The organism is Rosenbergiella sp. YN46 (genome assembly GCF_036620675.1).
Classification (GTDB): Bacteria; Pseudomonadota; Gammaproteobacteria; order Enterobacterales; family Enterobacteriaceae; genus Jejubacter.
Window position 1 is genome coordinate 121,606 of the sequence record NZ_JAZHEE010000009.1, and the last position, 19,220, is coordinate 140,825.

General features: G+C 53.0%; 19 protein-coding genes, 1 tRNA gene and 3 pseudogenes. 20 read left to right on the top strand and 3 right to left on the bottom strand.

Annotated elements, in window-relative coordinates; translation table 11 throughout:
* The first annotated feature begins 185 nt into the window (after nucleotides 1–185).
* The 9 genes and pseudogenes from V3W49_RS09790 to V3W49_RS09830 all read left to right on the top strand — a co-directional run bounded on the left by V3W49_RS09790 (nucleotide 186) and on the right by V3W49_RS09830 (nucleotide 6,992).
* Complete coding sequence (locus V3W49_RS09790; protein ID WP_500145165.1) at nucleotides 186–389, top strand: hypothetical protein; 204 nt, start codon at nucleotides 186–188, stop codon at nucleotides 387–389.
* A complete protein-coding gene (locus V3W49_RS09795; RefSeq protein ID WP_500145166.1) occupies nucleotides 386–997 on the top strand; it encodes a hypothetical protein in 612 nt (203 codons plus the stop codon). The genes V3W49_RS09790 and V3W49_RS09795 overlap by 4 nt, the downstream gene beginning before the upstream one ends.
* A pseudogene (locus V3W49_RS09800) lies at nucleotides 948–2,282 on the top strand (hypothetical protein); the annotation flags it as partial. The gene V3W49_RS09795 and the pseudogene V3W49_RS09800, both read left to right, overlap by 50 nt.
* Before the next feature lie 18 nt (nucleotides 2,283–2,300).
* Nucleotides 2,301–2,454: pseudogene (locus tag V3W49_RS09805) on the top strand (trimeric autotransporter actin-nucleating factor BimA); the annotation flags it as partial.
* A 5-nt stretch (nucleotides 2,455–2,459) separates the two neighbouring features.
* Nucleotides 2,460–2,783, top strand: a pseudogene (locus V3W49_RS09810) (YadA-like family protein); the annotation flags it as partial.
* 10 nt (nucleotides 2,784–2,793) lie between these two features.
* Complete coding sequence (locus V3W49_RS09815) at nucleotides 2,794–3,534, top strand: hypothetical protein (protein WP_500145167.1); 741 nt, start codon at nucleotides 2,794–2,796, stop codon at nucleotides 3,532–3,534.
* 440 nt (nucleotides 3,535–3,974) lie between these two features.
* Nucleotides 3,975–4,538 carry a hypothetical protein gene (locus V3W49_RS09820; RefSeq protein WP_500145168.1) on the top strand — a complete coding sequence of 188 codons (564 nt, stop codon included), beginning with the start codon at nucleotides 3,975–3,977 and terminating at the stop codon, nucleotides 4,536–4,538.
* Nucleotides 4,539–4,922: 384 nt separating this feature from the next.
* On the top strand, nucleotides 4,923–5,747 hold the full coding sequence (locus tag V3W49_RS09825; RefSeq protein ID WP_500145169.1) for an MBL fold metallo-hydrolase: 825 nt from the start codon (nucleotides 4,923–4,925) through the stop codon (nucleotides 5,745–5,747).
* A 3-nt stretch (nucleotides 5,748–5,750) separates the two neighbouring features.
* The gene (locus V3W49_RS09830) at nucleotides 5,751–6,992 is read left to right on the top strand and encodes an MFS transporter (RefSeq protein ID WP_500145170.1); all 1,242 of its coding nucleotides are present in this window, start codon (nucleotides 5,751–5,753) and stop codon (nucleotides 6,990–6,992) included.
* Between the two features lie 56 nt (nucleotides 6,993–7,048).
* Here the strand turns inward: V3W49_RS09830 and ybcJ are convergent, their stop codons facing one another.
* Together ybcJ and folD are read right to left on the bottom strand one after the other, a co-directional pair.
* Nucleotides 7,049–7,261: a ribosome-associated protein YbcJ gene (ybcJ, locus tag V3W49_RS09835; protein ID WP_500145171.1), complete on the bottom strand. Its 213-nt coding sequence runs from the start codon at nucleotides 7,259–7,261 to the stop codon at nucleotides 7,049–7,051.
* A gap of 1 nt (nucleotide 7,262) precedes the next feature.
* Complete coding sequence (gene folD, locus V3W49_RS09840) at nucleotides 7,263–8,129, bottom strand: bifunctional methylenetetrahydrofolate dehydrogenase/methenyltetrahydrofolate cyclohydrolase FolD (protein ID WP_500145172.1); 867 nt, start codon at nucleotides 8,127–8,129, stop codon at nucleotides 7,263–7,265.
* Nucleotides 8,130–8,611: 482 nt separating this feature from the next.
* On the opposite strand from folD, the gene fimA reads away from it, so the two are divergent.
* The 6 genes from fimA to sfmF all read left to right on the top strand — a co-directional run bounded on the left by fimA (nucleotide 8,612) and on the right by sfmF (nucleotide 14,708).
* Nucleotides 8,612–9,175 carry a type 1 fimbrial major subunit FimA gene (fimA, locus tag V3W49_RS09845; RefSeq protein ID WP_500145173.1) on the top strand — a complete coding sequence of 188 codons (564 nt, stop codon included), beginning with the start codon at nucleotides 8,612–8,614 and terminating at the stop codon, nucleotides 9,173–9,175.
* Nucleotides 9,176–9,243: 68 nt separating this feature from the next.
* Nucleotides 9,244–9,786: a fimbrial protein gene (locus tag V3W49_RS09850; RefSeq protein WP_500145174.1), complete on the top strand. Its 543-nt coding sequence runs from the start codon at nucleotides 9,244–9,246 to the stop codon at nucleotides 9,784–9,786.
* 26 nt (nucleotides 9,787–9,812) lie between these two features.
* The gene (fimC, locus tag V3W49_RS09855; RefSeq protein WP_500145175.1) at nucleotides 9,813–10,508 is read left to right on the top strand and encodes a type 1 fimbria chaperone FimC; all 696 of its coding nucleotides are present in this window, start codon (nucleotides 9,813–9,815) and stop codon (nucleotides 10,506–10,508) included.
* Between the two features lie 27 nt (nucleotides 10,509–10,535).
* Complete coding sequence (locus V3W49_RS09860; protein WP_500145176.1) at nucleotides 10,536–13,175, top strand: fimbrial biogenesis usher protein; 2,640 nt, start codon at nucleotides 10,536–10,538, stop codon at nucleotides 13,173–13,175.
* Entirely contained in the window at nucleotides 13,172–14,173 is a 1,002-nt protein-coding gene (gene fimH / locus V3W49_RS09865) for a type 1 fimbria D-mannose specific adhesin FimH (RefSeq protein WP_500145177.1), read from the top strand. The genes V3W49_RS09860 and fimH overlap by 4 nt, the downstream gene beginning before the upstream one ends.
* 10 nt (nucleotides 14,174–14,183) lie before the next feature.
* The gene (gene sfmF, locus V3W49_RS09870; RefSeq protein ID WP_500145178.1) at nucleotides 14,184–14,708 is read left to right on the top strand and encodes a fimbria assembly protein; all 525 of its coding nucleotides are present in this window, start codon (nucleotides 14,184–14,186) and stop codon (nucleotides 14,706–14,708) included.
* Nucleotides 14,709–14,780: 72 nt separating this feature from the next.
* Here sfmF and fimZ read toward each other — a convergent pair whose 3' ends face one another.
* Nucleotides 14,781–15,413, bottom strand: a complete 633-nt coding sequence (fimZ, locus tag V3W49_RS09875; protein ID WP_500145179.1) for a fimbria biosynthesis transcriptional regulator FimZ — start codon at nucleotides 15,411–15,413, stop codon at nucleotides 14,781–14,783.
* 942 nt (nucleotides 15,414–16,355) lie between these two features.
* Between fimZ and V3W49_RS09880 the strand changes: the two genes are divergently transcribed.
* The 5 genes from V3W49_RS09880 to V3W49_RS09900 all read left to right on the top strand — a co-directional run bounded on the left by V3W49_RS09880 (nucleotide 16,356) and on the right by V3W49_RS09900 (nucleotide 18,711).
* Nucleotides 16,356–16,625: a type B 50S ribosomal protein L31 gene (locus tag V3W49_RS09880; RefSeq protein WP_500145180.1), complete on the top strand. Its 270-nt coding sequence runs from the start codon at nucleotides 16,356–16,358 to the stop codon at nucleotides 16,623–16,625.
* Nucleotides 16,612–16,752, top strand: coding sequence for a type B 50S ribosomal protein L36 (gene ykgO, locus V3W49_RS09885; protein ID WP_500145181.1), 141 nt, complete (start codon nucleotides 16,612–16,614; stop codon nucleotides 16,750–16,752). Before V3W49_RS09880 ends, ykgO begins: the two co-directional genes overlap by 14 nt.
* A gap of 264 nt (nucleotides 16,753–17,016) precedes the next feature.
* Nucleotides 17,017–17,238 carry a DUF2767 domain-containing protein gene (locus V3W49_RS09890; RefSeq protein ID WP_500145182.1) on the top strand — a complete coding sequence of 74 codons (222 nt, stop codon included), beginning with the start codon at nucleotides 17,017–17,019 and terminating at the stop codon, nucleotides 17,236–17,238.
* 270 nt (nucleotides 17,239–17,508) lie between these two features.
* Nucleotides 17,509–18,528 carry a DUF4056 domain-containing protein gene (locus tag V3W49_RS09895; protein WP_500145185.1) on the top strand — a complete coding sequence of 340 codons (1,020 nt, stop codon included), beginning with the start codon at nucleotides 17,509–17,511 and terminating at the stop codon, nucleotides 18,526–18,528.
* A gap of 106 nt (nucleotides 18,529–18,634) precedes the next feature.
* A tRNA-Arg gene (locus V3W49_RS09900) sits at nucleotides 18,635–18,711 on the top strand.
* Nucleotides 18,712–19,220 lie beyond the last annotated feature (509 nt).

A 19,220-nucleotide genomic window follows, 5' to 3' on the forward strand; every position in this document is an offset into this window, starting at 1 on the left:
GATATAAATAACTTAATCAAGTATTAAGCGAATGATAAATAAAGGTCATTGAGATATTTCTTTTCCGAAATACATTGTGGCAAGGAAATGAACGGGGTTGATATCCCTGATGGCTTGATGATTTTTGAATATGTAAAAAATGGAACGGGCTGGCATATTTAATGCCGAGCCAGGGAAACTTGTTGATGAAATTCAAAATCTCTCCGCTGTCATATTTTATCATGACGGCTTCTGCGCTTTATCCATTTCATTTCGCTCAGGCGGCAAATACCGCACTGACGGGGGGGCCAACCTCTCTACTTCGGGAACCGGATCGTCTTATTCCTGTGGCAGTCATGGCAGTGTGGTTCTTGCCGGCGATGATGATTTTTGCGGGGCGGATAATGTGATTGGTCGACGCGGTGTGACCAGCGCCACCGGTGGGGCTATCTCTGCTTATGAACAGTTCCAGCGTTTTATGAACAATACGGCGTTTGGTAGCTACCATCCCTATGGTACTTCTACCAGCCAGGTCGTCTGGACGGGGGATGGTACCACCTCTGGCAATATTGGCTTTCAGGGGGCTCTGACGGGCGGCGCGACAAGTGAATTGCCGACCGCTTATGGGGTCTATTCGTTTGCCACGGGCTGCGGCTCCTATGCTACGGGCAACTATTCTACCGCTTTTGGTAGCAATGCGACGGCAACGGGAGCAGCTGCGCAGGCGTTTGGCGTATCGGCGCTGGCATCGGGCACGGCGAGTGTTGCTGTGGGCGTTGGGGCGGAAGCGACCGCAGATTCAGCAGTTGCTATCGGGCCCGTATCGGCGGCCAAAGGGGTGAACAGCGTCGCGCTGGGGATGGGGGCGATTGCGAATAAAGACGGGGATATCGCGCTGGGCAGTGAGTCAGAAACCTCAGACGTGGTGGCGACTGCCTCGTCACAGCTTAATGGACAGCAATACAATTATGCGGGGGGGCGCCCCAACATCCGCCGTGAGCATCGGGAGCGCCGGTAAAGAGCGCCAGTTACAAAATGTGGCGGCGGGGCAGCTTTCGGCAACCAGTACCGATGGCGTCAACGGAAGCCAGCTATTTGCGACCAACAGCGCGTTGGATCAGGCTGGCGCGAATCTTTCTGCGGCCGTTGATTCTCTGGGCGGCGGCGCGGCCATCGGCGCCGACGGACAGTTTACGGCGCCGGAATATCAAATCCAGGGGGCGGCCCGCGGCACGGTGGGAGAGGCGCTGACGGCGCTGGACACCTCGGTTTCCGGTAACGCGACCAGTATCAGCAATCTGCAGAGCGATATCAGCAGCGGCTCGGTGGGGCTGGTTCGTCAGGACGCCACCAGCAAGGCGATCACCGTGGCGGCGGCCAGTGGTGGCACCAGCGTGGACTTCAGCGGCAGCGACGGGGCGCGCACCCTGAGCGGCATCCGCGAGGGTAAAGTTGCGGCCGACAGCAGCGAGGCGGTCACCGGCAGCCAACTGTTCCTGACTAATACCTCGCTTAGCCGTACGGCAGAAGCATTAGGCGGGGGGGGCAGCGTTATCGACGGTAGCCAGTTTATCGCGCCCTCTTACCGCGTTCAGGGAGATCTGAAGCATAACGTTGGCGATGCACTTTCCACGCTTGATGGTGCCGTGACCTGGAATACTTCCGCGATTAACAGTCTGGTTGCCGGCGGTAGCGGTCTGGTTCAAATCGCCAGTGCGGGCAACAAAATTACGATTGGCGCCGCCAGTAACGCAAACACAATTGATGTTCGCGGCACCGGGGGCGATCGGGTCGTCTCCGGTGTGGCGAAAGGGGCGGTGAGCGCCAGCAGCAGCGATGCGGTAAACGGCAGTCAGCTCTATGCCACCAATCAGCAGGTTCAGAAGAACACGAATGATATCAGCCATCTGTCAAACAGCGTTCAGGACGTGATTGAGGGTAAAACCGGGCTGGTACAGCAGTCTGAGCCTGATGGAAGCGTCGATATTGCAAAAGAGAGCGGTGGCGACAGGGTTTCCGTTTCCGGCGCCAGCGGCGATCGACGTGTTAGCGGCGTTAGCAACGGGGGGGCAGATAACGATGCCGCTACGGTGGGGCAGTTGCGGGATATCACCGGCAAGCTCGGAGATTCCTCCATGCTGGCGGTGAATTCGGATAAAGCGAACCGCCCGCAGGCCGCGGGAAAAGATGCCATCGCGATCGGCGCTGGCGCCAGCGCCGCGAAGTCCAACGGCATAGCGGTGGGAACGCAGTCGACAAGCACCGGCGAGCATAGCATTGCGATCGGCGATGGCAGCCGCTCAGAAGGAAGCCATGCGCTGGCGCTGGGAAGCGGCAGTAAAGCGACGGCGAAAAACGCCGTCGCTCTGGGGAGTGGGTCAGTCGCGAAAGAAGAAAATACGGTATCGGTTGGCGATGTGGGCCATGAACGTCGGATAACTCATGTCGGTCGCGGCGTGAATGCGAGTGATGCGGCCACGGTAGGCCAGATGAATGAAGGGTTCGCCAGCCTGCAAAACTACACCAATCGCCAGGTTGATCATCTGAATAAACGCATCGGCGACGTTCAGGGCAAGTTAACGGCAGGGATTGCATCGGCGATGGCGCTGTCTGGCATTCCACAGGCGTACCAGCCTGACTCCAGCCTGGTCGGCGTTGCAGGTGGGAGTTACGGGGGGGCATCAGCCATCGCCGTTGGCGTTTCCCATATATCGGAAAACGGTCACTGGATCACCAAACTACAGGCGAGCGGTAACTCGCAGAGTGATTTTGGCGGATCCGTCGGCGTGGGTTATCAGTGGTAAAGGTGAGGCAATGAAAAAATTATTGATGGTATTGGTCGGCGCCGTGTTGCTGATGGGCTGCGACAACGCAGAAAAAGGCGACGGAAAGGCCCGCGGTCAGCGTGTAGCGGCATTACCGCTGATTCAGCAGGCCATTACCTCCCGGGTTCCGCTCTTCGACGGCCGCTGGAATCAGAACATTATGAGTTGGGTGTGTCAGCGGGCCAGCGGTGAACTGACCGGGGAACAGTTCACCAGGCTGTTCCAGGAGCGTCATGTCGATGTGCGACAGTTGGCTGGTATGGACGCGGGGTTTGATTTTATCTCCCGTATGGATGAGTCTGCGGCACGGCAGACCTGCGCCGCCTGGATGGCAGCGACGCTGCTGGCACCCGTGGATGCTTATGGCGAAGCCATGAGGGACGATGCGAACTTCCAGCAAAAAATGGTACCGCTGACACCGCTGGTGGCTCGTATGCTGGATATCCTGGCTGATATTGCTGCCCGCACCGCCGATCGTCACTATGCTGATGAGAATGAATATCAGAAAGCCGTCTGGGCCTTATACAACGAACGAGCTGGTGAGATCGTCGATCGAATGTTGAAAGCAAAATATACGCTTGCCGATTATCTTCGCCCGGGTAGCCGCAGCATGCGATATCAATATCAGATAGAAAACGGTCAACCGCTCGTAATGTATAACGGCGTCAGATGGTTGGGGCATGGCGAGATTAAAGGGTACCGGTATCTGGTTAATATCCACCAGGGATAGCGTACTGCGCTAAGCAGTGCCTGAAGACACAGCCATGCAAGATAACCGGCTGGCTGTGCCTTCTTTTACAGGCAGTGAGCAAGGAGGCATGTTCACTGAGAATTGAAGAAAATGATTTCGGTACATAAATACCTATGTTTGTATCTAAACAATTACTGCTGGAGTATTGCAGGGAAATTACCGAATCACCGGTATTTTGTCAGGCTGCATTAAGCCACTGTGATATTATGGTCAGTCTGTATAAGACTAACCCTTTTTTTTATAAATTCGCCTTCAGGGAATCCCGCTTTTGCGTCATTCTGGCATTGTGTTGTTTTGTTTTTGGTAATCAGGTCACGTCGTTGTCGGAAGTAAAAATGCTGTGCGCCCGTTATAATATATCGGGGACAAACCGTATTATTGCCATTCTTGATTTTTTACGATTCAGCGGTCGGCTGGCCATGAGGCGTGATGCTGCCGATCGGCGAAAAATCACTATTACCCCGGAAGATAAGGCGCTGGTGGAGCTGAAAGCGGTGCAGAAAAGCGTGTTTTCGCCTCTGGCATTGCTGTACCCCGGCAAAGTGCCGGTTATTGATCGTATCGATGAGCCGTTATTTCGCCAGCATTTTTATTTTCGGGCTGGGGAGTCATTAACCCGGGGACTGATTTACAATCTGATTTTCCCCGAGTCGATTGATTTTATCGACCGTGACGGAGGCCGTATTTTTATTCTGGATATCTATCGGCGGGTAGCTCGGGTATCGGGAGAAACAATAATTAATGCATCCAGTCTGAAATCACTGGCCAGGGAATTACGCATATCCCGATCGCATTTTAGCACTCTGGTGACGTTGGGGATAGCACGCGGTTTTTTCTGTGAGGCACCGGAAGGGTTGATCGTCACTCCCAGTTTCCGGGCGTTTGTGGAACGCTATATCGCGTTGTATCTGGCATGGGGGAAAATGTTTATTCCTCCCCTGAATGAGGAGGAATCGGTAGCCAGGCGCGCTTTCGCGAAGTGATAGACATTAATTCAGCACGCCGAAAGCCTGTTCGGTACTGCCTGGTATGGCGCGCGAGCGCCTGAACGAGATGGCACTGCGCCAGAAAACGGCCTGCCGGGAACCACCTGGCGCCGTAAGTCGTTTTTTCCGCGTGCGTTTCACCATTACGCCCAGGGCTTATACCGCCGTGGGCGTTTTTGTTGTCAGAAGCTGCATTCCATAAATTGTTGCGAGCTGAGGCATAAAATTCTATCGCCTGTCTGTTTGTCTGACATTATTGTTTTGACTGCGCTCGCTTTTTCACCCATTTTTCATTGAGTATTCTGCCCACTTGTTCATTATCGGAAAAATTAAGAATAAGCAATTCTTAATTTTTCTATAAAAATAGCAAGGATGGCAATAATGAAAATTCATTTTCTTGGTAGTGGGGCGTCTGAAGGAATTCCTAATCCGTTCTGCCGTTGTGACCTTTGTAATCTGGCCCGAAAAATAAAAGGGAAGGAAATTCGTACCCATTCATCGGTTATTATCGATGATACTCTGTTAATTGATCTGGCGCCAACCTTCAGTTATCAGGTATTACGCGATGGGCTTGATGCCTCGGCGATAACCGATCTGCTCTTTACCCATACTCACCCCGATCACTTTAATGCCGGGGAACTGTTCAGCCGGATGGAAGGCTTCGGTCACGGTCTGGATCATCCGCTTAATATTTATGGCAACGATATGGCTATTACCGGTTGCCTGAATATCCTGACGGGCTATAGCGAACAGCGGTTTCGGTTCCATCGTCTGGTGCCGTTTGTCACGGTGCGGTGCGGCGAGTATCAGGTAACGCCGTTACTGGCGAATCATGCCAGATGGGAACAGTGCTACCTCTACTATATCGAAAAGGACGGCTGCGCGCTGTTTTACGGCCACGACTCCGGTTGGTTTCCGGAATCTACCTGGCGCTGGCTGTCGGGAAAAGACATCGATATCGCGATACTGGAGTGCACCTATGGTGGTCAGGAGGGAGAGAGAACCGATAACCATATGAGTTTGCTGACCGTTTGCGCCGCCGTTGAGAAGCTTCGGGATCAGCAAAGCCAGGGCGAGGCGAGCCAGGTGGTGCTATCGCATATCTCACACAGTAGCGCGCAATGTCATGAGACGCTGGCGGCCTGGTGCCAGGCCAGAAATATGATTGCGGCGTGGGATGGCCTTATTGTTAACAGCCAGGGATGAATAATGAAATACAGTACAACCCCCCGATTATTAATCATGATGTTCGTTCAGTATTTCATGCAGGGGGCATGGAATATGACGATGGGACTGGTATTAAGCTCATACGGTATGGCCAGTATTATCGGGACAGCCTATGGGTTGCTCGGTGTGGCGACGATTATCTCTCCGCTATTTACCGGCATGATTGCCGATCGCTTCTTCGCTTCTCAGAAGGTGATGGGGATCCTTCATCTGATTAATGCCTGCGTAATTTTTTATACCCCGCAGTTTATCGAGGCTCAGAATACCACGATGACGCTACTGATGATTTTTATCGTTGGTATTCTGTTCTATCCCACAACGGCGCTGTCTAATAGCATTAGCTTTCACCATATTGACGGCGTGAAATCTTTTCCGGTTATCCGCGTCTTCGGTACCTTCGGCTTTATGGCAATTGGTTTTATCATCGGCCAGATGGGCTATTCGGGGGATACCATGACCTGGTATATTGCCGCCGCTTCCGGCGTGGCGCTGGGACTATACTGCTTTACATTGCCGAATACGCCGCCAAAGGCCCGGGGGCGGCCTTTCTCGCTCCGGGATCTGCTGTGTCTGGATGCGCTGGCGCTGTTTAAGGATCGCAATTTCACTATCCTGATGCTCAGTATTCTGGTGCTCATGATCCCCAAAACGGCCTATTCCGCCTATATACCGGTATTTCTGAAGGCGCTGGGATTTGATAATGCCGCTACCATGATGCAGATTGGCATCGCCAGTGAAGTCATTTTTATGTTCCTGTTGTCGCTGATTCTGTTGAGGCTGGGCTTTAAGGTGACGTTACTGACAGGGGCGGTATGTTGGGTGGTTCGCAGTCTGTTCTTTGCGCACGCCGCTGTGGATGATGCCATGGTCTGGGTGCTGGTGGGGCTACTGCTGCAAGGATTTTGCTGGGATTTTTTCTTCACGGTGGCGGATATTTATGTCGATCGGAAAGCCGGTGAGGCCATTAAAGCCCAGGCGCAGAGCCTGCGCTTTATCGTTTCAAATGGGGTGGGACTGCTATTCGCCTCGACGGTTTGCGGCCAGATGTTCAACCATACGGTGAATGCTCCCGGTGCGAAAGGGCTGGCGCAGTGGCAGGATTTCTGGAGCTGGCCTGCGATCGTGGCAGCCGCTGTTTCCGCTCTCTTTTTCGTTCTGTTTCGCGACGATCTGTCTGGTCAGCGCCGCAAAAGAGAAGAGGGAGAGACGCAATCTGTGGCGTAGCACCTGTAACAGGTAATATAACGACCTGCGCCTGGCGCAGGTCGTTATTGGATCAATCAGGCCGTAACGGTAATGCTCTGCCCGTCGAAGGTGACCGTCTGACCGGCGACAATTTTGCAGCGCTTGCGGGTTTCGGTGACGCCGTCGACCTGAACCAGTCCTTCGGCAATGAAGATCTTCGCCTGTGCGCCGCTTTCGCTCCAGCCTTCGAGTTTCAGTAGGGAGCACAGTTCAACGTGCGGGTGCTTACCCAGAGAGAAGGTTGCCATCTTACGCTTCCTCCTGGTCGTGATACTCTTCGCAGGCTTGGAGGGTGTTCTGAATTAGCGTTGCGACCGTCATTGGCCCCACGCCACCCGGCACTGGGGTTATCCAGGAAGCGCGTTTTGCCGCCTCTTCAAACACCACATCGCCCACCACTTTTCCGCTTTCCAGACGGTTAATGCCAACGTCGATAACGATGGCGCCTTCTTTGATCCAGTCACCCGGGATAAAGCCCGGCTTACCAACGGCCACGATCAGCAGATCGGCGTTTTCTACGTGCTGGCGCAGATTTTTGGTGAAGCGATGGGTGACGGTAGTGGTGCAGCCCGCCAGCAACAGCTCCATGCTCATTGGGCGGCCAACGATGTTGGAAGCGCCTATCACAACGGCGTTCAGGCCATAGGTATCGATGTTATAGCGTTCCAGCAGGGTCACAATACCGCGTGGAGTGCAGGGACGCAGGCGCGGCGCGCGCTGGCACAGACGGCCTACGTTATAAGGGTGAAAGCCATCCACGTCTTTATCGGGTGCGATGCGCTCCAGCACCTTCACATTATCGATGCCCGCCGGCAGCGGAAGCTGAACCAGAATGCCATCGATAGCGTTATCGGCATTGAGTTCGTCAATCAGCGCCAGAAGCTGCGCTTCAGTGGTGGTTTCCGGCAAATCGTAAGAGCGCGAGACGAAGCCTACCTCATCACAGGCGCGACGTTTGCTGGCGACGTAGATCTGCGACGCCGGGTTGGCGCCTACCAGAATCACCGCCAGCCCCGGCGCGCGTTTCCCGCTCGCTACCCGTGCCTGTACCTGGTGCGCAACTTCCTGCCGAACCTGCTGCGCAATCGTTTTACCGTCAATAATCTTTGCTGCCATCAGAGAGAGGATTCCATCTGTTTCAAGGGTGAAGGGGGATGCGCATATTCTGTCAGAAGCACGGCGTGCTGTCAGTCTCCGATTGCCTCTTTTCCTGGGCCGCTGGTGTCGGATTGGCTGGTGCCAGGGTGCTGACTGAGAGAACGCTTGTTGCTTTTCTTAATGTCTAATAAGACGTTTCGTGAAATTTATAAAGCATTAACTAATATTTTCCCCGGGAGCGATGAATTAATTTAGCGGCGTGGCGAAATGCCCGTCAGGAAAAATAATTGATGTCTGAAACTTAACGCTGGTTTACTGGAAGCAGGCAACACTCCGGTGTTGTTAATTTCAATACAGTAGCTGGTGTTTTTTTGTTTTTAATGACCAGGTATTACTCCAAAGGATGTGGAGCGCTTTACGGTATTTTTAATACCAGTGATGATTAAAACGGAATGATGCAGGAAGCATTTTCCGAATGCGTGTTAATTAAAGGAATTTCCATGAAATTGAATAAAATTACTCTGAGTGTTATGTCTGCTGCCATGCTGACTGTCTGTAGCGTAAGTGCTGATGAGCCTGCCGAGGCGGTTGTGGTAAACGGCGGCACTATCCATTTCAAAGGTGATTTGGTTAATGCCGCCTGCGCCGTTAGTACTGAATCTGCGGATAAAATAGTGCGTCTTGGCCAGTACCGTACTGCCGCCTTCACCAAAGTTGGCGATACCAGTGCGAAAATTCCGTTTACCATCGTGCTAAATGACTGCGATCCCAGCGTTTCCTCTACGGCTTCTGTTGCTTTCTCTGGCCAGTCTGATGCCACCGATCCGACGCTGCTGGCGATTTCTTCGGGAGATAATACCACCACCGCTACCGGCGTAGGCATTGAGATTCTGGACAATACCTCCCGGGTGCTGACACCGAACGGTTCCCGCTTTTCTACTGCCCAGGCGCTGGTAAAAGGGGCAAACACGCTGAACTTTAGCGCTCGTTACAAGGCGACTGCTGCGACAGCGACTGCCGGTCAGGCCAATGCCGATGCGACCTTTGTAATGAAATACGAATAACGGTTACGCACAAGGATGAAGGTTCGCTCCAGGGAGGGGGCGCTTTTCTGGCAGGAAATTGAGGCAAGATGAAAATATGGCAATGGCTGCTGCTGCTGGTGATAGCCCCCACCAGTCTGGCACTGGCGAAGAGCTTCATCACTATTGACGGTGGTCGGCTTCATTTGCAGGGAAAGCTGGTCAATGGAGCCTGTGCTGTGGTGTCTGAAGACCATCATATGAATGTGGATATGGGGAGCTATCGCAGTCACTTTTTTTCCGGCGTGGGGAGCTATGCGCCGCTGAGCGTGCCCTTTAGCGTCCGGCTTACCGGCTGCCGCCCGGACATTCTGCGCAGCGTGGGGATCATGTTTAGTGGCGAAACCCCGGATGAAGATCCTCAGGTCTTTCTGGCGGCGATCCGGGTTGACGGCCGTGATATCAGCAGCGGTATCGGTCTGGCGCTGTTTGACGCCGGACAGCAGCTCATTATTCCCGGTGTTCAGTCCATAACGCTATTACCGAACAGAGATAATGCCCTGCATTTTATTGCGCGCTATCGCGCCGTGTCCCGGGAAATAACACCGGGACAGGTTCATTCCACTCTGTGGTTCACGCTGGTTTATCCCTGACTCTTTTATTCTGATGGTGGCATTAAATGAATGATAATTTTAGAACAGGCCTGTTTTTTCTCTGGCTCCTGCTATTTCTTCCGTTTACCAGCCAGGCGGCTGGCGGTGTGGCGTTAGGTGCGACCCGGGTAATTTATCCCGCTGGTGCCCAGCAAACCTCTCTGGCGATTACTAATAGCGACGTCCGGGATCGATATCTGATTAATGCCTGGGTTGATAATGAGGCCGGCAAGAAAGATAAGCGCTTTGTGGTTACACCGCCGCTGTTTGTGAGCGAGCCGAAAAGCGAAAATACGCTACGCATTATCTATGTCGGCGAGCCATTGCCCGATGACCGTGAATCGCTGTTCTGGATGAATGTGAAGGCCATTCCTTCGGTAGAAAAAGAGAGTATCGAAGGTAAGAACGTGCTGCAACTGGCGATTCTGTCGCGCATTAAACTGTTTGTTCGCCCATTAAAATTGCGCATGCAGCCGGAAGAGGCGCGGTCGAGGCTGCGTTTCAGCCGCGGCGGCGGCGCCCTGGCTATTGATAACCCGACACCCTATTACGTCACGCTGGTCAATCTGAAGATAGGGGAGACGAAGCTCCCTAACACCATGGTTCCCCCGCAGCAGAGCGCTCGCGTTCACCTGGCCTCTGGCGTTCAGGGCGCCGTGACCTTCCAGACCGTAAATGACTATGGCGCGCTGACGCCGGTGCAAAGCGTCGCCATGCGCTAAAGCGCCATTGGAATGACGGGAGGGACAATGAACAGGTCACAAGGATGCCGACTCAGGACGGGCAGGGATGAATTGCGGCTGGCCGCTTTGACGGTCGCACTGATGGCGGCGTTGTATCCCGCACAGGGCTTTGGCGAAAGTTATTTTAACCCGGCGTTTTTATCCGAGGATACCGCAAGCATCGCGGATCTGACCCGTTTTGCTAAAGGCCACGGTCAGGCGCCCGGCGTTTATCGGGTGGATGTCTGGCGTAACGATGAGTTTATCGCGAGCCGGGATATCCGGTTTGATGAAGCGGCCCGGCCCCCTGGCGCGCAGGTGAAATCCGGCGGACTTACCCCCTGCCTGGATATCGACTGGCTGAAACGGCTGGGGGTGAATCTGCGCGCTTTTCCGGCGCTGGAAAAGTATCAGCCCGGCGAGTGCGTTGCGCTGGCGCAGGCCATTCCGGGCGCGCTGGCCGATCTCGATTTCGCGACGCTGCGTCTGAACATTAGCCTGCCTCAGGCATCGCTAAGCAATAGCGCTCGCGGCTATATTCCGCCGGAAGAGTGGGATGAAGGAATTCCGGCGGCGTTGCTGAACTACAGCTTTACCGGTAATCGTGGTTCCGGCGATGACAGCGGCTACCTGAGTCTGCAGAGCGGTCTGAACTATGGCCCGTGGCGGCTGCGAAATAACGGGAGCTGGAGCCATACCAACGGTAACGGCGGCGGGGGAGGCCGCTGGCGTAATATCGGAACCTGGGTGCAGCGTACGGTGATACCGCTGAAATCCGAGCTGGTGATGGGCGACGGTAACAGCAGCAACGAGATTTACGATAGCCTGGGCTTTCGCGGCATGCGGTTAAGCTCCTCCGATAGCATGTATCCGGATAGCCTGCAGGGCTACGCGCCGACCGTACGCGGTATCGCCCGGGGTAATGCCAAAGTGGTGGTGCGTCAGAATGGCTATGTTATCTATCAGAGCTATGTCCCCCCGGGGGCGTTCGCCATCAGCGATCTTAACCCCACCTCGTCCAGTGGCGATCTGGATGTGACCGTGGAAGAAAAAGACGGTAGCCGCCAGCAGTATACGGTGCCGTATTCCACGGTACCGATGCTGCAACGTGAAGGGCGCCTGAAGTATGAGCTGGTGGTCGGCGACTTCCGTAGCGGCAGCGCGCAGCAGTCCAGTCCCTTTTTCGTGCAGGGAACGGCCATCGCCGGGCTGCCTCAGGGCTATACCCTGTATGGCGGCACCCAGATGGCCTCACGCTATAAGGCGCTAACCCTGGGAGCAGGAAAAAACATGGGGGAGTGGGGCGCGGTTTCGCTGGATATGACCCACGCCAACAGCGAACTTTCCGATGGCAGCAGGCATAAGGGGCAGTCTCTGCGCTTTCTTTATGCCAAATCCTTGAGTCCTTACGGTACTCACTTCCAGATGTTGGGCTACCGCTATTCGACACGCGGTTTTTATACCCTGGACGATGTGGCATGGGAGTCCATCGAAGGCTATGAGTATGAGATGGATACTGACGGTAGCGGCCACCGCGTGCCGGTAGCGCGTAGCTATCACAATCTGCGCTACGGCAAGAAAGGGCGGGTTCAGGTCAACCTCTCTCAGTCGCTGGGGAGCTATGGATCGTTTTATGTTTCAGGCAGCCAGCAAACCTGGTGGGGCACCAGCGAATCGAATACCTGGTACCAGATGGGCTATTCGGGGGGCTGGCACGGCGTCAGTTACTCCCTCTCCTGGTCCTGGAATAAATCGATGGGGCTTTCTGACAATGAGCGCATTGTCGCGTTAAATTTATCGGTTCCGATTAGCACCCTGACGGGGCGCCACTATCTGCGCGAAACAGCGTTGGATCGCGCTTACGCAACCTTCGGCGCCAGCCGTAACTCCAACGGCAATAGTCGCTGGCAAACCGGGGTCAGCGGCACGCTGCTGGAAGGTCGCAACCTGAACTACAGCGTGAACCAGGGGCACAGTAATACCAGTGGCAGTAGCGGTAGTCTGAACGCGAACTGGCAGGGGACGTATGGCACTCTGGGAGCCGGATATAACTACGATCGCCATCAGCATCAATATAACTGGCAGCTTTCCGGCGGCGCGGTAGCGCACGCCAATGGTATTACTCTCAGCCAGTCGTTGGGGGATAGCAACGTGCTGATTAAAGCGCCGGGGGCATCCGGTATTCGGATCGAAAATCAGACCGGGGTTCAGACTGACTGGCGCGGTTATACGGTGGTGCCTTACGCCACGGTATATCGCCACAACCGCATCGCGCTGGATGTCAACAGCATGAACAATCACACCGATATCGAACGTAACGTCAGTAATGTGGTGCCCACCCGGGGTGCTATGGTTCGGGCGGATTTCAATACCCGTATTGGGGTTCGGGCGCTGATCACCTTGACCCGCCACAGCCGCGCTATCCCCTTTGGGGCGACGGTTCGGGAAATCCAGAGCGGGGCCACAGGAATGGTAGGTGATGAAGGGCAGGCCTGGATTAGCGGGTTGCCGCTTAGGGGGCAACTGCTGGCGCAGTGGGGGGAAGGCGCTGATATGCGCTGCCTGGCCAACTATGCGCTGCCGCCTTCGGCAATGAATAAACCCGTGGTGATGGAAACCGCCGTTTGTCTGCCGACATCGGCGGTAACTCAGAAAGGATCGCAATGAAAACAGTCATTACTCTGGCGGTGTTCACCCTGCTGGCGGCGTTACCCGTTCAGGCCGGGCTATGTCTAAATTCTGAAGGTACGCCGACCGATATTTATTACGATTTGTCGCAAACTTTGAACAGCAGCAATAATAGCATTGGGCAACTTGTTGAACTGACGGAAAAGTCCGGTTGGGTTGGGGTCAGGGCCACCTGTCCGGCGGGTACCGGGGTGGATTATACCTACCGCAGCTACGTCAGCGATCTGCCGGTGCAGAGTACTCAGGACGGTTTCCGGTATCTGAAACTGAATGATTACCTGGATGGCGCGATGAGCATTACCGATGATTTTGCCGGACGCTTTTTTCCACCCGTTAACGACATTCGCATGGGGCGCCACCCTAATGTGCCAAAACAGAGGCCGTTTCCGGTTAAGGATTCAAAACTGGTGTTTCGCCTGAAGGTGATCCGGCCTTTTATCAATATGGTGCCGATACCGCGCCAGACCATGTTTCGGGTCTATGTCACCACGGCTCAGGGGGAAGCGTTAGTCACGCCGGTTTATACCATCAGCTATAGCGGACGGGTTGAAGTGCCCCAGAGTTGTGAAGTTAACGCCGGTCAGGTGGTGGAGTTCGACTTCGGCGACATTGGCGCGGCATTGTTTAGCCAGGCGGGCGCCGGAAACCGTCCACGGGGCGTTAACCCACAGACTAAAACGATCGCCATTAAGTGTACTAACGTGGATGCCCAGGCATATCTCTCTTTGCGTCTGGAGGCGGAGCGTGCATCAGGCACGGCGATGGTTTCGGACAACAGCGATCTGGGATTTATGGTTTCCGGAAGTAGCGGAACGCCGCTAACGCCGAACAACCCCGGCAGTAAGATTGGCTTCCAACTGGATAGCGGTGCCGCCGCCAGCGTTCCGATCCGCGCCTGGCCGATCAGCGTTACCGGTAATAAGCCTGCTGAAGGCCCTTTCACGGCCAGGGGCTATTTGCGTGTGGATTATGATTAAGGGGAAGGGGATGAATGGAATAGTGATATTTACGCTACTGCTGGCGTTGATATTCCCTGGAATTGTTGGCGCTACGCAGGGATCCTCGTTAGGGGAAATCAATATTGAACTGCGCGGTAACGTGGTGGGGCTAAGCTGCGTCGCCGCACCGGGGAATGAAAACAAGACGGTTCAGCTTGGGCGTTGGGCGACAAAGCAGCTGGCGACGGCGGGGAGTATCAGTGCGCTGGTGCCTTTTAGTTTGCGCCTGACGGGGTGTCCGCCCGGGTCGGTATCCATTGCCTTTTCCGGGCGAGCAGCGACGATTCCTTCGTTACTGGCACTGTCTGACGGCAGTACGGCCGGTAATGTGGCAGTGGAGATTCGCAACAGCGACAGACAGCGACTGGCGCTGGAAAGTGAAAGCCAGGGGGTCTCAGTCGACAGCGATGGAAACGCCACGCTGCAATTTTTTGCTAATTATATTGCCATTGCTGATAATGTGACGGCCGGGAGTGCTGACGCTGATGCAACATTTATGATTAATTATTTCTGAACGAAATTATCAGACACATCGCTGAAATGAGAGTATTCAGCGATGCGATGGGGCTGTTAAATAGAGAGGATGCTATAACAGTTCATAGGACTTTGCATAATCAATTAGCTCTACGATTGAACTGATTCCTAGTTTGGCGAAAATATTGGCTTTATGTGCGCTAATGGTTTTATTGCTTAATAATAACTGGCTGGCTATCTCCTTATTTGATAAGCCGTGGGCAAGGTAGCGTAATACCGTCACTTCACGATCGGATAGTGATGTCTCATTCAGTTTTCCATTCCGTGTTCTTTTATTGTTAATAACATCCAGAGTGTCGGAGGGGAAAAAGGAGTAACCGGCCAGTAACATATCTACAGCATTATAGATATCATTTTGATCCTTGCGTTTGCTGACGAATCCATTGGCGCCCGCGTGCATTGCCCTGATGGCGTAAAAACTCTCTGATTTTGAGGATAAGAATAGAACCTTTGTTTGCTTTTGAAGGCTTTTTATCCTTTTTAGTAGTGTAAACCCGTCTGTGCCGGGGAGTTCGATATCCAGGATAATCAGATCTACCGTCTGGTTACGTAGGTGGTTAAGGACTTCCCTGCTGTCATCGGTTTTTAATACGACGGTGATTTTTTCGTTGCGTTGTAGTAAAAGGTCAATCGACATTCTGACAATAGGTTGCTCGTCCATGATAATTACGGATGCCGTTTTCATCTTATTTTCCTCGGTTTATTCGGGGCATTGAGTTTTTATCAAATATGCTAAACATACTGAGGGTGACGTCAGGGGGGGAAATTCCCTGATACGGCATCAGAGCTCCACTGTTGAACAATGTCTTTATGTTTTGCTGTATTCATAAGAAAAAATTAAATTCTGATAAGAGTTTTGTTTATGAGTATAATGTTTTTATTATTAGTTGATGACCATATCCTGTAGATGCGGTTATCAAAGGGGTCGACTCTGCTTTATCACCTTTGGGGCTAATCCCTTACCCGGCTGGCAGAGGTTCTTTCTGCGGCTTTTGTCTGCTCCTGTATCGATAATCAGTAACACCTTTCGGGAAGGTGATTTTTAATACTGGTATTGAAAATTGATAATGCCCGATCATTTTTCTATGTAGAAATACGTTATAAGAAAACGTTAAGGTTTGTATCACAATGCTTTAGCCTAAGAAACATAACTTTACTGATTTAGTTTTTTATTCTTTATTGTCATTATTTTTTGGTTGTAAATAACAATAAAGATTGTTGGGTAGCGTTTTGTTTCGGGTTTTATTCCTAATTTAACATATGATGTGATTAAGGCGGAAGGTTCTGTACCTCTGGTGGAGAACATGGTGCTCCTGTGGTGTTAAGCGTTACTTTGAGTTGATGCGCTGATAAATGAAGGTTCGATATTCGCCAGATGTAATGAGAGCCATCTTTTATATAACGGGCTGTGAACCTGTCCGGGCGGGAAGATCGCGTAATCCTCGTTGCCCGGTAGGCGGTAGCAGCGCCTGTCGTCGGTGTTAAGCATCGCTACCTTTGATTTCTCATTATCAGCGATGTCCGGCAGATTGGGTTTTACGGATGGATGTTCGCGTGTGGATTGCCATAACGGTATCGACGCTGTATATTGTTATGTTATAACATTAGACAGTAAAGAGGAGTGCCTGTGAAACCCGATATTCACCCTGGCTATCGCACCGTGGTGTTCCACGACACCAGCGCCGACCATTACATTAAGGTGGGATCCACCATCCGTACCGAACGTCAGATTGAACTGGATGGTGTGGCGTATCCCTATGTCGCCATTGATGTGTCGTCGGTTTCTCATCCGTTTTATACCGGCAAACAGAAGATACTGACCAGTGAAGGCAGTACGGCGCGCTTTAATCAGCGCTTCGCCCGTTTCTTCAAAGGAGGCAAGGATGCAGGTCGTTAATTCGCTGCGCGGTGCAAAGCAACGTCATCCGGACTGTCGCATTGTTCGGCGCAAGGGAAGGCTGTATGTGATCTGCAAAGCGAATCCGCGCTTTAAAGCGGTGCAGGGCAGAAAGAAAAAACGATAATCGTCATCGAGACTTCCGGTGCGATGGAATGCCGTCGGGAGTCTCAATCACTTAAATATGAATAAAGTCGCGCAATGGAATTAATTTTCTTTTATCATTAATTGCTATTTCGTCTAAAAAACAACCTTCCCCGCTTATTCACACCCAATAAATTTCGCAGGCGCAATCAGATAACTCCACTTTGTTTATTAATCACAGCGATAGGCAACATCAATCAGTGATTCATCTATATTTTGACTGAGATCAAAAAAAGAGGAGGAGTTAATGTCAGATGAAAAAAGAGCCGTAGCAGCATCTATTTTTGGTGAAGCTCTCCTCGAACTGGTAATTAAAAACCGTGAGGTCAGCCGCGAAACGCTGGCCATGTTGATTAAAGAAAAAGCCGAGCACGAGCAGGACGAGGATAAGATCCTGCTTTACTGGAAAGCGTGCAGCGCCCTGTTAGGTTATGGAGAAAATCGGGCGGCGCTCTACTTTGTTGAATAGCCCCACTGGCCGCCCTCGGCGCTGCCTCCTGCGCCGGGAATCCTCTTAAAAGCGCTGGCCGGCGATACGCCGGCACATTCCGCATAGCGATACGCCATTATTCCTGACTACACTGCCGTCCGCGCCCTGTCATCCGGGGTACGGCGATAATGCCTGATTACCTTTTTGTGTCGGAGAGACATTTTGGTTCGAGTATTCATAGTAGCGGCGGTTTGCCTGTCGCTGTTTGGCTTTGTCGATAATGCGTTCGCCAGGGGAGCCCAGACCCCGATGGAGTCAGTTCCGGCACCGGAATCGCTACGTCCATGCTGCGCCTTCGGTAGCAATTTGCACGTCAGCGCGTTCAATATTCCGGTGCCGTTTTACCAGATTGGCAACGTATTGACGCTGGAAACGCTCGGTCATCATCAGTACAACGACAGCGCTTTCGGCGCCCTGAAAAACCTGTTGGGGATCAGCAAAGAGCGTAACGGGCTTATCTACACCCGGCGCGGTGGCTTCATTGATATCGCCCACGTGCGGGATACCGCCGACAACACCCTGTATCTGTTTTCGCGGATCTACCCGCAGCTGGGGCAGGAGGGGCGTATTTTTTTCAGCAACGAACTGGGCCTGCGCCGCATTCAGCTAAATCGGTTTACGCCGCCTGCGGATCCGGCTCGACGCTTTGAACTGGCGGCGTGGCTGGCTGCGCACCTGGCCTGGCAGTTGGCCCAGTGGCACGAGATTGCCCAGTGGTACGGTTTTGAATCAGTTCCGGGGTTCCCGGAAGAAATTTCTGCGTTCTCGCCGGAAGATCTCTACTCGAATTTGCTGGGAGCCCGGCTGGCTGCTCGGGTGATATTGCAGGGAGAAGCCGGTTCGTTAAAGGCGTATAACCAGGCGATGGACAAGGCGTTACATGCGGCTCTGAACAACCTTGAGGCGGTGGATAAGAAAGAGACGGAACAGCGTTTTCGCGATGTTGACGGCGAATGGTGGGACAGCCAGCGTCGGGTGCCGGAGAAGTTCCTGGTGCTCAATCGCAATTATGATGTGGGCGAACGCCGTACCCCCACGCCGCTCGCCGGTGAAATGCGGGCGCCCCGAACGCTGGCGCTGCCGCAGTGCATTAGCGGACTCACACTGGCGCAACTCGGAGAACTGCGTATCTATCCCACTAAGGATATGAAAGCGCTGCCGGTACCGGAAAGGTTCTATGCGCCGCATGACTTTCCGATTCTGGCCCAACACGCAGCAGCGACCGACCGGGCGCTGCTGCAAAAGCGGCATAGCGACCCGCTGCGTTGAGTATGCTATTGGTTATAACGCCAGCATATGGCGCCAAAGCCATTGACTCACCGGTGGCTGAACGTATAATTCAGCCACTTTATTCTGTAAGATAAAGCCTTTCCGGGCGCCCTTAGCTCAGTTGGATAGAGCAACGGCCTTCTAAGCCGTGGGTCACAGGTTCGAATCCTGTAGGGCGTACCATTTAAAATCAGTAGGTTACGCCTCTTTAATTTCCTCCGAATTATCTAAGTGGGACATGTTTGTGACATGAATCCTGAAATTTAGGTTACCCCTGGCCCGATAGACATATCCTGTCCTCACGATTAGGTCTGTTCAAAGGCCCCGGACTAACGCCGCTGAGGTGACAGTGACGTTGGCCCGGTTGTAGAACACTTTATCTAATTGAATATACCGGTGCAGCCCAGGTCGCATAAGGATGACTACCTCTGGAGAACTCTCTCGCAGGTGGTGGTTCGTGAGAAATCAATACCCCGGTATTATCAGGAAAATAGTAACGAACCAAATTAAAATAATTCCTGTCGTCAGGGCATGTTTCCGATTAGATTAGCCCCATAGATCACCAGACGCTTCGCCTCTCTTAAAATAAGAGGTAGTCTTGGAACTATGTTTAATACCAGTCAGAATAATAAGATGGTTGAAGTGTTATCAGGGCCTGAGCGGCGTCGGCGTCGTACACCGCAGGAAAAAAT